This is a genomic window from Rhodanobacter sp. DHB23, assembly GCF_014842975.1.
In the GTDB taxonomy this organism is placed as follows: domain Bacteria; phylum Pseudomonadota; class Gammaproteobacteria; order Xanthomonadales; family Rhodanobacteraceae; genus Rhodanobacter_A.
Genome location: NZ_JACYXK010000029.1, coordinates 245247 through 262242 on the forward strand (window position 1 = coordinate 245247; position 16996 = coordinate 262242).

General features: G+C 69.7%; 11 protein-coding genes. 8 read left to right on the forward strand and 3 right to left on the reverse strand.

What is annotated here, in order from left to right; translation table 11 throughout:
- Nucleotides 1–85 precede the first annotated feature (85 nt).
- From IHE47_RS15920 to IHE47_RS15955, 8 genes are all read left to right on the forward strand, one after another.
- A complete protein-coding gene (locus IHE47_RS15920; RefSeq protein WP_192107650.1) occupies nucleotides 86–1669 on the forward strand; it encodes a S53 family serine peptidase in 1584 nt (527 codons plus the stop codon).
- Between the two features lie 164 nt (nucleotides 1670–1833).
- Nucleotides 1834–2847 carry a glucokinase gene (glk, locus tag IHE47_RS15925; RefSeq protein ID WP_192107651.1) on the forward strand — a complete coding sequence of 338 codons (1014 nt, stop codon included), beginning with the start codon at nucleotides 1834–1836 and terminating at the stop codon, nucleotides 2845–2847.
- Nucleotides 2848–3007: 160 nt separating this feature from the next.
- Entirely contained in the window at nucleotides 3008–3691 is a 684-nt protein-coding gene (locus tag IHE47_RS15930; protein WP_192107653.1) for an HAD family hydrolase, read from the forward strand.
- A gap of 50 nt (nucleotides 3692–3741) precedes the next feature.
- A complete protein-coding gene (locus tag IHE47_RS15935; RefSeq protein WP_192107655.1) occupies nucleotides 3742–4758 on the forward strand; it encodes a LacI family DNA-binding transcriptional regulator in 1017 nt (338 codons plus the stop codon).
- 166 nt (nucleotides 4759–4924) lie between these two features.
- Complete coding sequence (locus IHE47_RS15940; protein ID WP_192107657.1) at nucleotides 4925–7423, forward strand: glycoside hydrolase family 3 N-terminal domain-containing protein; 2499 nt, start codon at nucleotides 4925–4927, stop codon at nucleotides 7421–7423.
- A gap of 458 nt (nucleotides 7424–7881) precedes the next feature.
- Nucleotides 7882–10314 (forward strand): TonB-dependent receptor, encoded by a 2433-nt coding sequence (locus IHE47_RS15945; RefSeq protein ID WP_192107659.1) that lies wholly within the window; start codon nucleotides 7882–7884, stop codon nucleotides 10312–10314.
- 154 nt (nucleotides 10315–10468) lie between these two features.
- Entirely contained in the window at nucleotides 10469–12058 is a 1590-nt protein-coding gene (locus IHE47_RS15950; protein WP_192107661.1) for a tryptophan halogenase family protein, read from the forward strand.
- A gap of 90 nt (nucleotides 12059–12148) precedes the next feature.
- Nucleotides 12149–13903 (forward strand): glucan ABC transporter ATP-binding protein/ permease, encoded by a 1755-nt coding sequence (locus IHE47_RS15955; RefSeq protein WP_192107663.1) that lies wholly within the window; start codon nucleotides 12149–12151, stop codon nucleotides 13901–13903.
- Nucleotides 13904–14546: 643 nt separating this feature from the next.
- Here IHE47_RS15955 and IHE47_RS15960 read toward each other — a convergent pair.
- From IHE47_RS15960 to IHE47_RS15970, 3 genes are read right to left on the reverse strand one after another with little or no spacing between them, the layout of a single operon-like run.
- The gene (locus IHE47_RS15960) at nucleotides 14547–15929 is read right to left on the reverse strand and encodes a cytochrome P450 (RefSeq protein WP_192107669.1); all 1383 of its coding nucleotides are present in this window, start codon (nucleotides 15927–15929) and stop codon (nucleotides 14547–14549) included.
- Nucleotides 15926–16759, reverse strand: a complete 834-nt coding sequence (locus tag IHE47_RS15965; protein WP_225562014.1) for a TetR/AcrR family transcriptional regulator — start codon at nucleotides 16757–16759, stop codon at nucleotides 15926–15928. The genes IHE47_RS15960 and IHE47_RS15965 overlap by 4 nt, the downstream gene beginning before the upstream one ends.
- A 25-nt stretch (nucleotides 16760–16784) precedes the next feature.
- Entirely contained in the window at nucleotides 16785–16937 is a 153-nt protein-coding gene (locus IHE47_RS15970; protein WP_192107671.1) for a hypothetical protein, read from the reverse strand.
- Nucleotides 16938–16996 lie beyond the last annotated feature (59 nt).

Genomic DNA, 16996 nt, shown 5'->3' on the forward strand with positions numbered 1-16996 from the left:
ACCTACGAAGCACCAACATCAAACATACGCGATGCATACATCGCCCCATGCAGGCTGGCCTGCGACCCCACGCGAGGCAATGCCCATGAACACGTCCCCACGCCAGGCCACTCCCGCCACCCGCCCGCTGCCCGCGGGAGCGCGCTTCCTCGGTCCGCATACCAGCCCTGACCCGATGACGATCACCCTGGTGTTGCGCCGCATGGGGCCGGCGCCGACGCCCGCGGCGTGGCCGCAACACCCGCGCTGGCCGCGCGGCGAGTTCGGCGCGCACTGCGGCGCCGCCCCGGCCGACATCGAACGCATACGCGGCCACGCGCGCACGCAGGGCCTGGTGGAAACCGGCTGCGAACCGCACCGGCGCGTGCTGCAATTCAGCGGCTCGGTGGATGCGCTGCAACGCGCATTCGGCGTGCAACTGGGGCGTTACCAGTGGCCCGGCCTGAGCGGGTACGTGGTGGGTTGCGACCGGCCGCCGACCTTGCCGGCCGACGTCGCGCCGACCGTGATCGCCGTGCTGGGGCTGGACAACCGCCCGGTGGCGAAGCCGCAGTTCCGCAGGCCGCTGGCGACGCCGAACCAGAGCTACACGCCGCTGCAGATCGGGCAGCTCTACAACTTTCCCGCGAACACCGATGGCAGCGGCGAGTGCGTGGCGCTGATCGAACTGGGCGGCGGCTTCAGCCAGGCCGACCTCACCACCTACTTCACCGGGCTGGGCATCGCCTCGCCGCCCACGGTGACCGCGGTCCCGGTGGCCGGCGGCAAGAACAGCCCCGGCGGCGACGCCGATGCGGAGGTGATGCTGGACATCGAGGTGGTCGGCGCGCTGGCGCCGGGCGCGGCGATCGCGGTGTACTTCACGCCGAACACCGACCAGGGTTTCTACGAGGCGATCTCGCAGGCCGCGCACGACACCACGCGCAAGCCTTCGGTGATCTCGATCAGCTGGGGCGGCCCGGAGGACAACTGGAGCGCCGCCGCGCTGGCGGCGATGCAGAGCGCGCTGGAGGACGCCGCCGCGCTGGGCGTCTCGGTGACCGTCGCCGCCGGCGACAGCGGCTCCAGCGACGGCGAAAGCGACGGCCAGCCGCACGTGGATTTCCCCGCCTCCAGCCCGTACTCGCTGGCCTGCGGCGGCACCACGCTGACCGCCAGCGCCAGCGCGATCGGCAGCGAGGTGGTGTGGAACGAAACCGCCTCCAACGAAGGCGCCACCGGCGGCGGCGTGAGCACGAATTACGCGCTGCCGGCCTGGCAGCAGGGCAGCAAGGTGCCGCAGGCGGCGAACGGCTTCGCGGGCCGCGGCGTGCCGGACGTGGCGGGCGATGCCGATCCGCTCACCGGCTACCAGGTACGCGTGGACGGCCAGGACCAGGTGATCGGCGGCACCAGCGCAGTGGCGCCGCTGTGGGCCGCGCTGCTGGCCCGCTGCAACCAGTCGCTGGGCCGCGCCGTGGGCGACGTGCATGCCGCGCTCTACCAGATCGGCGAGTCGGCCTTCCACGACATCACCCGGGGCGACAACGGCGCCTATGCCGCGGGCACGGGCTGGGACGCCTGCACCGGGCTCGGCAGTCCAGACGGCCAAAAGCTGCTGGCCGCGCTGGCCGCGCAGGCGACCGCCGCCGCGGGCAAGGGCGCTGCGGCGAAGCACCCGCAAGCCTGAAAATCCGCGCTGTTCCGTCGTGCAACCGCGGCCGCGAGGCCGGTCCGCGGTCCGCGCCGCCTGCCCGGGCCTGGCCCATACGCAGGCACACAGTGGACGCGCACCGGCCTGACAAGGCACGCTTACCGCTTGTGCTCGTGCGCCCCCCTGCAGGTTCCCCTCCGATGCCCCAAGGAAATTCCCCCACCCTGCTCGCCGACCTGGGCGGCACCAACGTGCGCTTCGCACTGGCCGGCGACGACGTTGCCACGCCGCTGCGCATGGACAGCATCCGGCGCTACCGGGTCAAGGACTTCGCCTCGCTGGCGGACGCCGCGCGGCAGTATTTCGCCGACACCGGCGGCCACGCCGCGCAGGCGGTGATCGCCGCGGCGGGCCGCATCGCCAATGGCGAGACGGTGAAGGTCACCAACAACCCGTGGGCGATTTCGGCGCAGGCCCTGCAGGCCGAGCTGCGCATGGACGCGGTGCACCTGGTCAACGACTTCGCGGCGCAGAGCATGTCGGTGCCGCTGCTGTCCGCCGACTCGCTGTCGCCGGTCGGCCCGTTGAGCGCGCCGGTGCTGGACCAGCCGCAGTCGCAGACCTTCGTGGTGATGGGCCCGGGCACCGGCCTCGGCGTGGCCGGCCTGCTGTGGCGCAACGAGCAGTGGATCGTGCTGGAGAGCGAGGGCGGCCACGCCGGCTTCGCCGCGCACACCACCGAGGACGTGGAGATCCTGCACCGGCTCAACGCGCGCTTCGGCCGCGTTTCCAACGAGCGCATGATCTGCGGCAACGGCCTGGTCAACCTCTACCTCGCGCTGGCCGACATCGCCGGCCAGCCGGCCGAGGAATATTCGCCCGAGGACATCACCTCGCACGCCGAGGCGGGCAGCGACCCGCTGTGCGTGCGCACGGTGGAAACGCTGGCCGGCATCTTCGGCAGCGTGGCCGGCGACCTGGTGCTGAGCCTGGGCGGCTGGGAAGGTGTCTACCTCACCGGCGGCGTGCTGCCCTTCCTGCTGCCGTGGCTGCACCGCGGCGGCTTCCGCGAGCGCTTCGAGGCCAAGGGCCGCTTCCGCGAGACGATGGAGCGCGTGCCCACGCTGGCGATCGTCCACCCCGAGGCCGGCCTGCTGGGCGCGGCGGCCATCGCGCTGCGTGCGGCGGGGCATTCGCTGCAGCCGCGCAGTTAAAGTCGTCATCCCGGCGAGGCGCTTCACAACAGCCGAAGGCTGGTAAGGCTGGGATCCAGTGATTTTCCAGGTCGAAGCCGACGACACTGGATTCCGGCTTTCGCCGGAATGACGAGTTAGAGAGTCGGCTATCCAGACCTCCCCAATTGACGGACTCGCCATGTCACGCCGCAACACCGCCTTCCTGTTCGACCTCGACGGCACCCTCGTCGACAGCGTCTACCAGCACGTGCTGGCGTGGAAGGAGGCGCTGGACGCCGAGGACATCGACCTCTCGGTGTGGCGCATCCATCGCCGCATCGGCATGAGCGGCGGCCTGTTCACCCGCGTGCTGCTGCGCGAGACCGGGCTGGAAATTAGCGAGGAACGCCGCCAGCGGCTCTACGATGCCCACGCCGAGGCGTTCAACCGGCTGCACGCGCAAGGCGCGGTGAAACCGTTGCCCGGCGCGCGCGAACTGCTGGCCTACCTCACCGGGCAGGAGATTCCCTGGGCCATCGCCACCAGCGGACAGCTGCGCACCGCCCGGCACAACCTCGACGCCCTCGGCGTCGATCCGGCCAAGGTGCCGGTGGTGACGCGCGACCAGGTGCGCCACGCCAAGCCCGACCCCGACCTGTTCCTCGCCGCCGCCGAGCGGCTGGGCGTGGACATCCACCACGCCATCGTCGTCGGCGACAGCGTGTGGGACATGCTCGCCGCGCAGCGTGCGCGCGCGATCGGCGTGGGCCTGCTCTCCGGCGGCTACGGCGAGGACGAGCTTGCCCGCTCCGGCGCGCTGCGGGTGTACGAGGATCCCGCCGACATGCTGAAGCGCATTGACGAGGTGGCGGCGCGGGGCTGACTATCCGGCCATCGCGCGTTGCGAGGCAGCGGCAGGAGAACCGGACCACCATGCGAGTACGGCTGGAAGACGTGGCGCGCGCCACGGGCGTTTCGCAGAAGACGGTTTCCCGCGTCCTGAACGAAGAACCCTCGGTCAAGGAGGCCACGCGCCAGAAGGTGCTGGCCGCGATGGAGTCGATGAACTACCGCCCCAGCCCCGCCGCGCGCGGGCTGGCCGGCAGGCGCTCGTTCCTGGTCGCGATGCTGTATGACAACAACGACAACCCCGCGTCGACCTACCTCGCCGAAATCCAGGACGGCGTGCTCGAGGCCTGCGAGGCGCACCGCTACAGCATGATGGTCTGCCCGCTGCGCGTGCATGGGCAGGACTTCCTCCGCCGCATCGACGCGCTGGTGGCCGACCACCACATCGACGGCGTCGTGCTGACGCCGCCGCTCACCGACAACCGCAAGCTGCTGGCGCGGTTGCAGGAGCACGGCGTGGCGCATGCCTGCATCTCGCCCATGCACCACAAGGGCATCGTCGGCGTCTTCATGGACGAGCAGCGGGCGGCCAGCGACCTGGTCGGCCACCTGGTCGGCCTCGGCCATCGGCGCATCGCGCACGTGGTCGGCATCGCCGACCACGGCGCCAGCCGCTGGCGCCTGGCCGGCTACAAGGACGCGCTGGCCGCCGCCGGCCTGGCGGTCGATCCGCAGTACATCGTGCAGGGCGAATTCACCTTCGGCTCGGGCGTGGTCGCGGCACGCCGGCTGTTCAGCCTGAAGCGCTGGCCCACCGCCATCTTCACGGCGAACGACGACATGGCCGCCGGCGTGATGTGGACGGCCAACGAAATCGGCCTCAAGGTGCCGCGCGACCTCTCCGTCTGCGGTTTCGACGACACGCCGATGGCGACCCAGCTCTGGCCCTCGCTGACCACCGTGCGGCAACCCAGCCGCGAGATGGGCCGGCTCGCCGCGCAGCAGTTGCTGGAGCAGCTGCGCGGGCGCGGCAAGGGGCGGCTCGTGCAGATCCCCTACGAACTGCAGGTGCGCGCATCGACCGCCGCCGCGCCGGGCTGATCGCGCCGCGCCGGCGCCCCCTGCATCCCTCCCCGGACTGTCCACGGATACCGCTCCCGCCCGAACGGCGCGCGGCATGCCGCATCATGATTTGACAGCGCTGTCATAATTGCCCGACAGTACCGCCTCGCGAGCGGCCCCGTGGCCGCCCCAGAGGAGCGCGTGCATGCCCGTCCGATACCTGCCATTGACCCGAATCCTGCTTGCCGCGGCGCTGGCCGGCGCCCCCCTCGGCATCGCGCTGGGCGATGGCACCACCACCGTGCATCCGGCCCTGTGGCCGCAGGCCCACTGGCCGCTGCCGGCGGACGCGGCGCTGGAGCAGCGCGTCGCCGCCCTGATGGCGAAGATGTCGGTGGAGGACAAGGTCGGCCAGCTGATCCAGGCCGACATCGCCAGCATCACGCCGGAACAGATGCGCCAGTACCACCTCGGCTCCATCCTCGCCGGCGGCAACTCCAAGCCGGGCGGCGGACGCTTCGCCACCGCGGCGCAATGGAAGGCGCTGGCCGACGCGTTCTACCACGCCGCGATGGACGGCTCGGGCGGCCACACGGCGATCCCGCCGCTGTTCGGCATCGACGCGGTGCACGGCGACAACGGCACCGTCGGCGCCACGCTGTTCCCGCAGAACTCGACGCTGGGCAACGCGCACGACCCGGCGCTGCTGCGCGCCATCGGCGCCGCCACCGCGGCCGAGGTGCGCGCCACCGGCCTCAACTGGAGCTTCGCGCCCACGCTTGCGGTGCCGCAAGACCTGCGCTGGGGCCGCGCCTACGAAGGCTATTCGCAGGATCCGCGCGTGGTCGCCAGCTACGCCGGCGCGATGGTGGAAGGCCTGCAGGGCACGCCCGGCACGCGCGACTTCCTCGACGACGCGCACGCCATCGCGAGCGCCAAGCACTTCCTCGCCGACGGCGGCACGAAGGACGGCAAGGACCAGGGCGACGCACAGATCGACGAACGCACGCTGATCGCCACGCACGCCGCCGGCTACCCGCCGGCGATAGCCGCCGGCGTGCAGACCGTGATGGCCTCGTTCTCCAGCTGGAACGGCGTGAAGATGCTGGGCAACAAGGGCCTGCTCACCGACGTGCTGAAGCGGCGCATGGACTTCCAGGGCTTCGTCGTCGGCGACTGGAACGCGCACGGCCAGATTCCCGGCTGCAGCAACGTGGACTGCCCTGCCGCCTACAACAACGGCGCCGACATGCTGATGGCGCCGGACAGCTGGCGCGGCCTGTACGAACACACGCTGGCCGAGGTGAAGTCGGGCGCGATCCCGATGGCGCGCGTGGATGACGCGGTGGCGCGCATCCTGCGCGTGAAGTTCCGCATGGGCCTGTTCACCGCGGGCGCGCCGTCCACGCAGCCGCTGGCGCGCGATTCCGACCAGGTGGTCGGCAGTGCGGCGCATCGCGCGCTGGCGCGACGCGCGGTGCGCGAGTCGCTGGTGCTGCTGAAGAACGACGGCAACCTGCTGCCGCTGGACCCGCACCGGCACATCCTGGTCGCGGGCGAAGGCGCCGACAGCATTTCGCAGCAGAGCGGCGGCTGGACGCTGACCTGGCAGGGCACGGGCCTGGGCAATGCCGATTTCCCCGGCGCGCAATCCATCGGGGCGGGCATCGCCGCACAGGCGAAGGCGGCGGGCGGCACGGCGGAGATCGCGCCCGACGGCCACTACAAACGCAAGCCCGACGTGGCCGTGGTGGTGTTCGGCGAATCGCCCTACGCCGAGTTCCAGGGCGACATCGCCAACCTGCTGTTCCATCCCGGCGACGACCACGACCTCGAGCTGATCCGCGGCCTGCGCGCGCAGGGCATACCCGTGGTCGCCGTGTTCCTCAGCGGACGACCGTTGTGGGTGAATCGCGAGATCAACGCGGCGGATGCGTTCGTCGCCGCGGGCCTGCCGGGCAGCGAAGGCGGCGGCGTGGCCGACGTGCTGCTGCGCAAGCCGGACGGAACGATCGACCACGACTTCCACGGCACGCTGGCGTTCGCCTGGCCGGGCACCGCCGTGGCCGGCGGCAAGCCGCAGTTCCCGCTGGGCTACGGCCTCACCTACGCCGACCACGTGACCCTGCCGAAGCTGCCGGAGCAATCCGGCGTGAGCGGCAACGAGAGGCGCGTGGACGATTACCTGGAAAAGGGCAAGGCCACCGCCGGCTACACCCTCTCGCTCGCCGGTGCGGACGGCCAGGTCGTTGCGGTGGGCGCAACGCCGGCCGCCACCGCGGACGACCACCTGCGCATGACGGCGATCGACTACAAGGCGCAGGAGGACGCGCGCCGCCTCGACTGGAATGGAGCGGCATCGCTCACGGTGGCGTCCACCAGCCCGATCGACCTCGACCGCCAGACCAATGGCGACGTGATGCTGGTCGCCACGCTGCGCGTGGAATCGCCATCCGCCGCGTCGGTGTGGATAGGCATGGGCTGCGGCCACGATTGCCGCGGCCGCGTCGCGCTCGGCAACGCGCCCGCAGCGGCGGGCTGGCAGCGCGTCGGTATCCCGCTGAAATGCCTGCGCGCCGCCGGCGCCGACATGCACCACATCGTGGCGCCCTTCGTGCTCGAAGCGGAAAAGGGTGCGCGCCTGGCGATCTCCGGCGCGGCGTTGGGCACCAACGCCGACCGCGTGGTCGGGTGCCCGCGCTAGCGGTGCGCCGCGTGCCGCGTGCCGCGCACCCTCGCCGGCACGGGCTTCGGCCGCGATGCACGGATGCATGTTTTGCAGTCCATCGCTGTCGTCACGCCCGGCTTCTCCGGTCGCATTCACCTGGGTGCCGCGGAACCTGGCGCAACGACGCGGATGCACATCGCGCAAAGCCCGATGGCCGGGCGACTCCCGGACGAACCGGGCCGTCGATGCCGGCACGGCATCGCGCGGACGCTACCCGCCCTTCGCATATGAAAACGGGGAATCAGCTGATGAAAATTGATCATTCCTCCATTTCGCACCGCAGCATGATTTGCCTGAAGGACAGCGCTAGCATGGAATGACAGCGCTGTCACATCCAAGATAGACAGCGCTGTCATTCGGGGATGAAGCAACCAGCCGCCGCGGCCTTGCCGACGGCACATACGTCAGTCAAGAACAGACAGAGGGGTTCCAAAATGAAGTTGCGCTACTCAGCGTTGTACGCCGCCATGTCGCTCGCCCTCGCTCCGTGCCTGGCCCAGGCCGCCGGGCAAGGCGCGCCTCCCCAGGATTCCACCGCCCAGGCCGCGCCGGCGAAAGCGAACAAGAAAGTCCAGCAGCTCGCCACCGTCGAGGTCAGCGCCACCAAGCGCGAGACCCCGCTGGAGAAAACGCCCGTCGCGGTCAGCGCGATCAACGCCGACACGCTCGACAAGCAGCGCGTGATGACGGTGCAGGACCTGACCTCGCTGGTGCCGGGCCTGCAAGGCACCTCGGAAGGCGACCACGGCGTGGTCACCCTGACCATGCGCGGCATCGGCAACGACAGCGCCAAGACCGAGTACGCCGACCCCGAGGTCGCGACCTTCGTCGACGGCGTGTATACGGCGCGCGCCGAGGCCGCCGCCGGCCTGCTGCTGGACATGGACGACGTGCAGGTGCTGCGCGGCCCGCAGGGCACCCTGTGGGGGCGCAATTCGACCGCCGGCGCGATCAGTTTCGAGACGGCCAAGCCGGACGTCGGCGGCGACGTGTCCGGCTACGCCGAGATCGAGGCCGGCAACTACGGCCAGTCGGGCACGCGCGCGGCGATCAACCTGCCGGTCAGCAGCACCTTCGCGATGCGCGTGGCGATCGTGCACGAGCAGCACGACGGCTATGTCGATTACCAGAACCCGGCCACCGAACTGCCCAGCGTGGCGCAACAGCAGGCGACCTATCTCGCCTCGGGCGGCACGCTGGCCAATTTCCGCGCCATCGACCCGAGCCAGTACGAGCACAACGGCGCCAAGTACAACTCGCAGAACCAGTCCGCCGCCCGCGTCAGCGCGCGATGGCAGCCCAGCGACTCGTTCCGCTGGGACCTCTCCTACGAATACTTCACCGACCGCGGCACGCCCGACCTCAGCCTGATGCAGACGCCGCGCGCCGGCCAGTCGTTCTGGTCCGCGCTGATCGACACGGCGCCCTACCTGCACCGCAACTCCGGCACGCTGCGCAGCCGCATGGACTGGGACATCAACGACGGCATGGAGCTGAGCTACGTCGCCGGCGTGAACCATTTCTCCGGGCAGAGCGACTACGACCAGGACGTCGGCGTGGAGGTGCCCACCAGCTTCACCACCGGCGGGGTCTACCAGGACGACCGCACCAACGCCTCCATCTACCAGAGCTACAGCCACGAACTCGACCTGAAGTCGCGCGGCGAGCAGGACATCGACTGGATCGTCGGCGCCTATTACGGGCACGAAGACAACAGCATCCGCTTCGACATCCCGCAAATGAACGGCACGCAATACGGCACGGTGGCGTGGCAGGGTTCGTTCATCCAGCCGGAGGAACTGGTGAATTCCAGCGCCATCTTCGGGCAGGCCACCTGGCACATGTCCGACCACTGGCGCCTGACCACCGGCGTGCGCTGGTCCAACGACGAGAAGCGCAACGTCGACGGCCGCGGCTGGGGTTGGGACTACGATGCCGACGTGCCCCAGGTGCCGATCGCGCCGAGCACCATCCCCGGCCCGGCGACCGGTTTCGCGGTGTCTACCTACAACGATGCCAAGTACGCCAAGAGCCAGTGGACGTGGCTGGGCCGCATCGACACCGACGTCGGCCAGCACGGCCTGCTGTACGCCAGCGTGTCCACCGGCTACAAGTCCGGCGGCACGGAGGACGCCGGCACGCTGTACAAGCCGGAGACGCTGACCAACTACGAGATCGGCGCCAAGTTCTCCTTCCTCGACGGCCACCTGACCTGGAACAGCGCGGCCTATTACGAGAACTTCAAGAACTTCCAGCTCTCCGCGCCGATCACCTATCCGAACGGCAACCAGGGACTGGGCTTCTCCAACGTGGGTGGCAGCACCAAGGTGATCGGCTTCGAGTCGGAGCTGGCCTTCCAGCAACAGTACGACCGCGCGAACCTGGTGTTCTCGTACATCCCGAAGAAGACGCTGGGCACGCTGCAATACGCCGGCAGCAACGACTACCAGGGCCTGCCGGCGTGCGCGCCGCAGTCGGGCATCGCCAGTTGCATGGACATCACCGGCAACGACCTGGCGCACGCGCCGACGGTGTCGCTGTCCGCGATCTACGAGCATGACTTCGTGCTGTCCAACGGCGGCCGCGTGACGCCGCGCTTCAGCGGCCAGTACCAGAGCATGCAGTGGCTCAGCCCGTTCAACCTGGGCAGCGGCGACCAGCAGAAGGCGTACTTCCTCGGCAACCTGTCGCTGCGCTACAGCGAGCCGCAGGACCGCTGGTGGGTCAGCGTGTACTCGCAGAACGTCACCGACGTGAAGGTGCGCACCAACGCCTCGCGCTTCCTGATGCCCAACGGCAGCTTCGAGTACGTGTCCGAGTACCTCGCCCCGCGCACCTACGGCATCCAGTTCGGCACTTCGTTCTGACGCGACGCACGGGCGGCGCCGGGCCACCGCGCGCCGCCCACGGTTTGCCATTCTGCGGCGGCACCGCCCGATCGGGGGCGCCGCCCACCCTCCCCGGGATGGCGTTTGCCGGGCCCCGACCGGAGCCCGGCGTTTCTTCTTCAAAGGAGCGGGCATGCAGCGCTTGCGCAAGGTACTCGTGGTGGGCGGCGGCACCGCCGGCTGGCTGACGGCCTGCTATCTGGCCAAGGCGGTGAACGCCGCCAACCCGGCCAGCGTGCAGGTGCACCTGGTGGAATCCGACCGCATCGGCCTGATCGGCTTCGGCGAATCCACCTTCCCGTCGATCCGCGGCACCCTGTCGGCCATCGGCCTCGACGAGCGGCGCTTCCTGGTCGAAGCCTGCGCCACCTACAAGCAGGGCATCCGCTTCCGCCACTGGGTGCGGCCACCCGGCACGCCCGGCAGGGAACATTTCTTCCACCCCTTCAGCGTGCCCAGCCAGCGCCCCGGCGGCCCCGAGCTGCTGCCGTACTGGCTGCTGGGCACGGCGCCCGCCGGCCTGGGCTTCGCCGACGCGGTGACCATGCAGAGCCTGCTGGTCGACCGCTCGCGCGCGCCCAAGCGCGCACGCGACGCCGATTATCTCGGTCCGATGAACCACGCCTACCAGTTCGACGCCGGCCGCTTCGCCATGCTGCTGGCCGAACACGGCCAGCAGGCGCTGGGCATCCGGCGGCACGTGGCGACCGTGGAGCGCGCCGTGCCGGACGACAACGGCGGCATCGCCCGGCTGGTCACCGCCGAACTCGGCGAGCTGGAGGCCGACCTGTACGTGGACTGCACCGGCATGCGCGCCTGCCTGATCGGCGAAGCGCTGCAGTCGCCGTACCGCAGCTGCAGCGACGTGCTGTTCACCGACCGCGCGGTCGCCATGCAGGCGCCCTACCCGCGCCCCGACGCGCCCATCCCCTCGTTCACCCTGTGCACCGCGCAGGAGTCGGGCTGGGTCTGGGACATCGGCCTGCAGCAGCGGCGCGGGGTCGGCTACGTGTATTCCTCGCGGCACGTCGACGCGACGCGGGCCGAGGAAACCTTCCGCCGCTACCTGGGCAGCGCGGCCGACGGCCAGGAGGCCATGCACATCCGCTTCGACAACGGCTACCGCCCGGAAGCCTGGCGCGGCAACTGCGTGGCGGTGGGGTTGTCCGGCGGCTTCATGGAGCCGCTGGAGTCCACCGGCATCGCGCTGGTCGAGCTGGGCGCCTACCTGCTCACCCACCTGCTGCCGGGCGACCGCGGCGACATGGGCCGCGCGGCGCGCCACTTCAATGAAATGATGTCCGCGCGCTACGAGCGCATCGTCGATTTCATCAAGATGCACTACTGCCTGAGCCAACGGCGCGACTCGGCCTTCTGGATCGACAACGCCGACCCGGCCACCATCCCGCAAAGCCTGCAGGACAAGCTGGCACAATGGCGGCACCGGCCGCCGCACCGCCTCGACTTCGTCGGCGACCTGGAAATGTTCCTGGTGTCCAGCTGGCAATACATGCTCTACGGCATGGAGTTCCAGACCGACCTGGAACCCCTGCGCGGCGCCTACCCGCGCGGCGTCGAAGCCAGCCGGGAATTCGCCATGATCCGGCAGGCGGCCACGCAGGCGCTCGACGACCTGCCGGACCACCGCGCCCTGGTCGAGCACCTGTGCGACGAGTACCGCAGGCGCCCGCACCCGCGTGCCGCGCGCGCGGCCGTCGCCTGAGCGGATCCGGCAGCAGCGCTCCCGCAGGCATGCGGGCAAAATCGGCAACACGGCCCTGATCCGCCCGACCGCCAAGGAGCGCTGCCCGCCATGCCCATCCTGCGACTGTACGCGCGCGTGCTCGCGCTGCTCGCCCCCGAACGCAGGCTGGCGGTCGCGCTGGCGCTGGCCAACCTCGCGCTGGCCGGCGTGTACTTCCTCGAACCCGTGCTGTTCGGCCGCGTGGTCGACGCGCTGTCTTCCACCCGTGCGGGCGATGCGCCACGGCTGATCTCGCTGTGGGCGCTGGTCGGCTTCGGCGGCGTGGCGGCGGCGGTGTGGGCGTCGCTGCATGCGGACCGCCTCGCGCACCGGCGCCGGCTGGCCGCCATCGCTGCGTTCTTCGAGCATGCCGCCGCGCTGCCGCTGGCCTTCCATGGCGAGTACCACACCGGCCGCCTCGCGCGGATCATGAACAACGGCGTGAGCAACCTGTTCAACCTGTGGCTGAGCTTCTTCCGCGAACACCTGGCCACCCTGCTGTCCATCCTCGTGATGGTGCCGGTGGCGCTGGCGATGAACTGGAAGCTGGCGCTGCTGATGATCACGCTGATGCTCGTCTTCGCGATCTCCAACGCGGTCACCGTGCGCCGCACACACAAGGCGCAGGGTGAGGTGGAGGAACTGCACAACGCCATCGCCACGCGCGCCGGCGACGTGTTCGGCAATGTCACCGTGGTGCAGAGCTTCACGCGGCTGAGTGCCGAAGCCACGGCGCTGAAATCGATGATGACGCGCGTGCTGGCCGCGCAATATCCGGTGCTGCGCGGCTGGGCGATCCTGTCGGTGCTGAACCGCGCGGCCAGCACGCTCACCATCGTGGCGATCTTCGCGCTGGGCGCGTCGCTGCATGCGCGCGGCGAGATCACCGTGGGCGGCATCGTCAGCTTCGTGGGCTTCGCGATCATGTTGATCGGCCGGCTGGAGCAGTTCGCCAGCTTCCTCTCCACGCTGTTCTTCCAGACGCAATCGCTGGAGGACTTCTTCGCCGTGCTCGACCTGCGCCCCGGCATCGTCGATGCACCGGGCGCCATCGCGCTGCCGCGCGTGTGCGGCGAGGTGGTGTTCGACAAGGTCAGCTTCGGCTACGACCCGGTGCAGCCGGCACTGCACGAACTGAGCTTCCGCGCCGCGCCGGGCGACACCATCGCCCTGGTCGGCCCCACCGGCGCCGGCAAGAGCACCGCGCTGAGCCTGCTGTACCGCGCCTACGATCCGTCAGGCGGCACCGTCACCATCGACGGCCACGACATCCGCGGCGTCACGCTCGATTCGCTGCGGCAGAACATCGGCGTGGTGTTCCAGGACCCGGGCATGTTCTACCGCTCCATCCTCGACAACCTGCGCGTGGGCAAGCCGGATGCGGGACTCGAGGACATCGAGAAAGCCGTCGCCGCCGCCGAGGCGGCCGCCTTCATCGCGCGCAAGCCGGAAGGGCTGGAAACGCTGGTCGCCGAACGCGGTCGCTCATTGTCCGGCGGCGAACGCCAGCGCCTCGCCATCGCCCGCGCGATGCTGAAGGACGCGCCCATCCTGGTACTGGACGAAGCCACCAGCGCACTGGACAACGCCACCGAGGCACGCATCCAGCGCGCACTCGACGCGCTCACCCGCGGCCGCACCACCTTCGTGATCGCGCACCGCCTGTCCACCGTGCGCAACGCCGACCTGATCCTCGTGCTGGACCAGGGCCGGCTGGTGGAACAGGGGCGCTTCGACGAGCTGATCCGCCAGGGCGGGCTGTTCGCGCGCCTGGCCGAGGACGGCAAGTTCGCGCCGGACGCCAGGGAGCAGGAGCCCGGCTAAGCATGCCGGCATTGCCCACGGCATCCTTGTCGGGAAAGGTGCCACCCATCGGCGCAACGCGACTGGGCCCGGCGCGCGGACGGCGCCGTCAGGACCAGCCCGCCAGGACGCTCAGCGGATTATCTGGAAATGCACCATCAGCCAGCCGGCGGATGCACTGAGGTAAATGCAGACCGCGAGCCAGAAGCCGATCGAATCCTTGTCCCAGATGTGCTTGTTCATGCTGCCCTCCCCCAGGGTAGCGAGCCACGGCGCCGATGATGCGCCTGTATGCGGTCATTGAGAACAAGCGAGTTTCGTACCAGAAAACCCGGTTGTCGGCTCGCACCGGCCCGATACGCCGGCAATGCGGCATCCATCGCACTTCCTGCGTGTCATGCGACACGCTTCACGCACATCCTCCGCCCCATGCGACGGGAAATGTGCCGGCCCGACGTGCCATCTGCTGACCCAAATGGTCCGGCGCTGCCACAAGGGGGCAGCCCGAATCCTCCGCGCACTCCGGATGAGCGACTGGACATCCAGATCGATGGACTGCCGGAACAGGGCGACATTGGACCGGCATGCCCGGTGCACCGCCCCGCGGATGCCCCGGGCATGGAACCGCCGGCCATCCGCGGCACGGGGTGCTCGCCGCGACGAATCAGGCGAGGCTGGTGAACCGTACCTGCAAGCGCTCGCGCGGCTTCAGCACCAGATCCACCACCGGGGCAGGCAGGGCCGCACCGTCGACCAGGGAGAAGGTGTGGCGGCGGATCAGCCGCGCCGCGATCAAGGCCATTTCCACCGTGGCGAACTGCTGTCCCAGGCAGAAATGCGGCCCGATGCCGAACGGCATGAAGGCGCTGCGCGGCAGGGCCGGTGCGCCCGGCAGGAAACGCTCGGGGCGGAACGCGCCGGGCTCGGGAAACCAGCGCTCGTCGTGGTGCAGGTTCCAGATCGAGACCACGACCAGCGCACCCTTGGCAATCATCCGGCCGTCTATTTCCACGTCGCGCAATGCACGCCGCGCGAACGTCGCCGCCGACGGCGGATACAGGCGCATGGCCTCCTTGATCGTGGCGTTGAGCAACCGCGCCTCCACCACCTGGCTGGCCGCCGCGGCATGCTCTTCCGGCAGGTCGGCCACCTCGTCGCGTACCCGCGCGGCGATCTCCGGGTGCATGGCCATCAATCCCACCCACCAGGTCAGCGCGGTCGCCGACGTGTCGTGCCCGGCGCCGAACAGGCCGACGCAGTTGTCCAGGATTTCCGCATCGCCCAGCGCCTCATGCGATGCCCCGGCCTGCTCGTCGCGCGCCGCCAGCATCAGGCCAAGAATGTCCTCCCCCGCATCCGCGCCGCCAGCCATGTCGCGCCTGCGCGCATCGATCCGCGCCCGGATCAGGCCGTGGATCACGGCCAGGCTGCGCGCCTTTTCCGCACGTCCCGGATAGGGCAATCCCGCCACCGGCCGCACCGGCCAGAAAAACTCCCGCATCAGCTGCCGCGACAGCGCGCGGATGGCTGCGGACGCGGAGGCGGCCTCCTCCGGCCCGTACCGGCAGGAAAACAGCGCCCGCAGGATGACGTCCATCGTGATGCGCGTGGTCAATCCGTCCACGTCGATCACGCTGCTGGCGCCGGGCGTGGCCGGCAGTTCCCCGCCGGCGCATTCGTCCGCCGCCGCGGCCATCAATGCCGCGCACGCCGCGATCCGTTTCGGCGCGAAGGCGGGCGCGAGCATCCGGCGCTGGCGCTCCCACACGGCGCCTTCCGTCGTGATCACGTTGGCGCCATGCACCGACTGCATGATGTCCAGCGCGCGCGGGTCCTTCGCGAAATCGTCCTGGTGGTTCACCAGCACCTGGCGCGCCGCCTCGGGCCGGAAAAGGTAGTGGATGCTGGTGGAGAGCACCTGCAGCTTCACGGTGTCGCCGTACCGCGCGCGCAGTTGCGCCACGAAGCCGAACGGGTCGCGGCGGATGGCCTGCAGCAACGGCAGGCCGAGGGGCCACGGCCGGATGGCCTCTGCTTGCGCCGTCATCGGCTGCTCCCGGGGCTTGTCTTGCCGGTCGAGGCCGGCTTGCGCACACGGGCCGGCCTGTCCGCGGCGGCGCCGTTCATCAGCAGGGCGAATGCCTGCAGGAAGGCTTTCGCCAGGTCGGTTCCGGGATGCAGCAGCCAGTGCGTGACCGCGCCGTACAGCAGGTACTGCAGCGACCAGGCGAGTTGCCCGGCGGGAATGGCCCGGGTCACCTCGCCGTCCTGCTGCGCGGCCCGGAACATCATGGCCAGCGCGTTCCACGTCGCCATGCTGCCCGAATCCTCGATGGCGCCGCCGTCGGCGGTATCGGCGATGCTGTGGAGGTAGCGCAGATAGTGCGGAAGGTAGGTGCGTTTCGCCGCATGCCATGCCGCGGATTCGCGCAACAGGAACTGCATGCGCGACACGAAGCTGCGGTGGCGCGCCAGTTGGTCGGCAAGCGCGGACATGCCCTCGACGATCTCGTCCCTGAGCCGATGGGCAACCAGCGCCTCCTTCATCGGGAAATGGCTGTACAACGTGGCTTTCGCCACGTCTGCTTCGGCCGCGATCTGCTCCATCGTGACCGCCTCGTAGCCCTGCTCCTCGAACAACCCGAAGGCGACGTCCGCAAGATGAGACGCCGTCTTCTGCCGCTTCCGTTGCCTGCGCCCCGCGGGCTCCGGCGTTGGCTCTGCACCTTTCATCCCGGACACCTTTCTTGAACGATGTTCATAAACATACGTCGTATGAATTTCTTTCGTCAAGAGAATGGCACTTCCATGACCGGGAGCAGCACCCGGAAAAAGCCGTCCAGTGCTCTCCTGAGCATTTGATGCTGAACGTGCCATCGGCAGTTCCGGCCAGTCACCGACTTCAGCCGCGTCGGCTCATTTGCGCAAGCTCGACCGTGTCATCCACGGAGGACGCTGTCATCCAGAAGGCCGCCTTGTGTCGGCGCAGCGCATGCGACACCTGCCGCCGCGTGCGTTTCGGCGTGCTGTCGCCGCGTTCCTTGGCAACCGCCACGTGAAACGATTCACCTACCTCGACCGGTTCCTGCGTGGCCTTCGCCCAGCCCAGCCGAC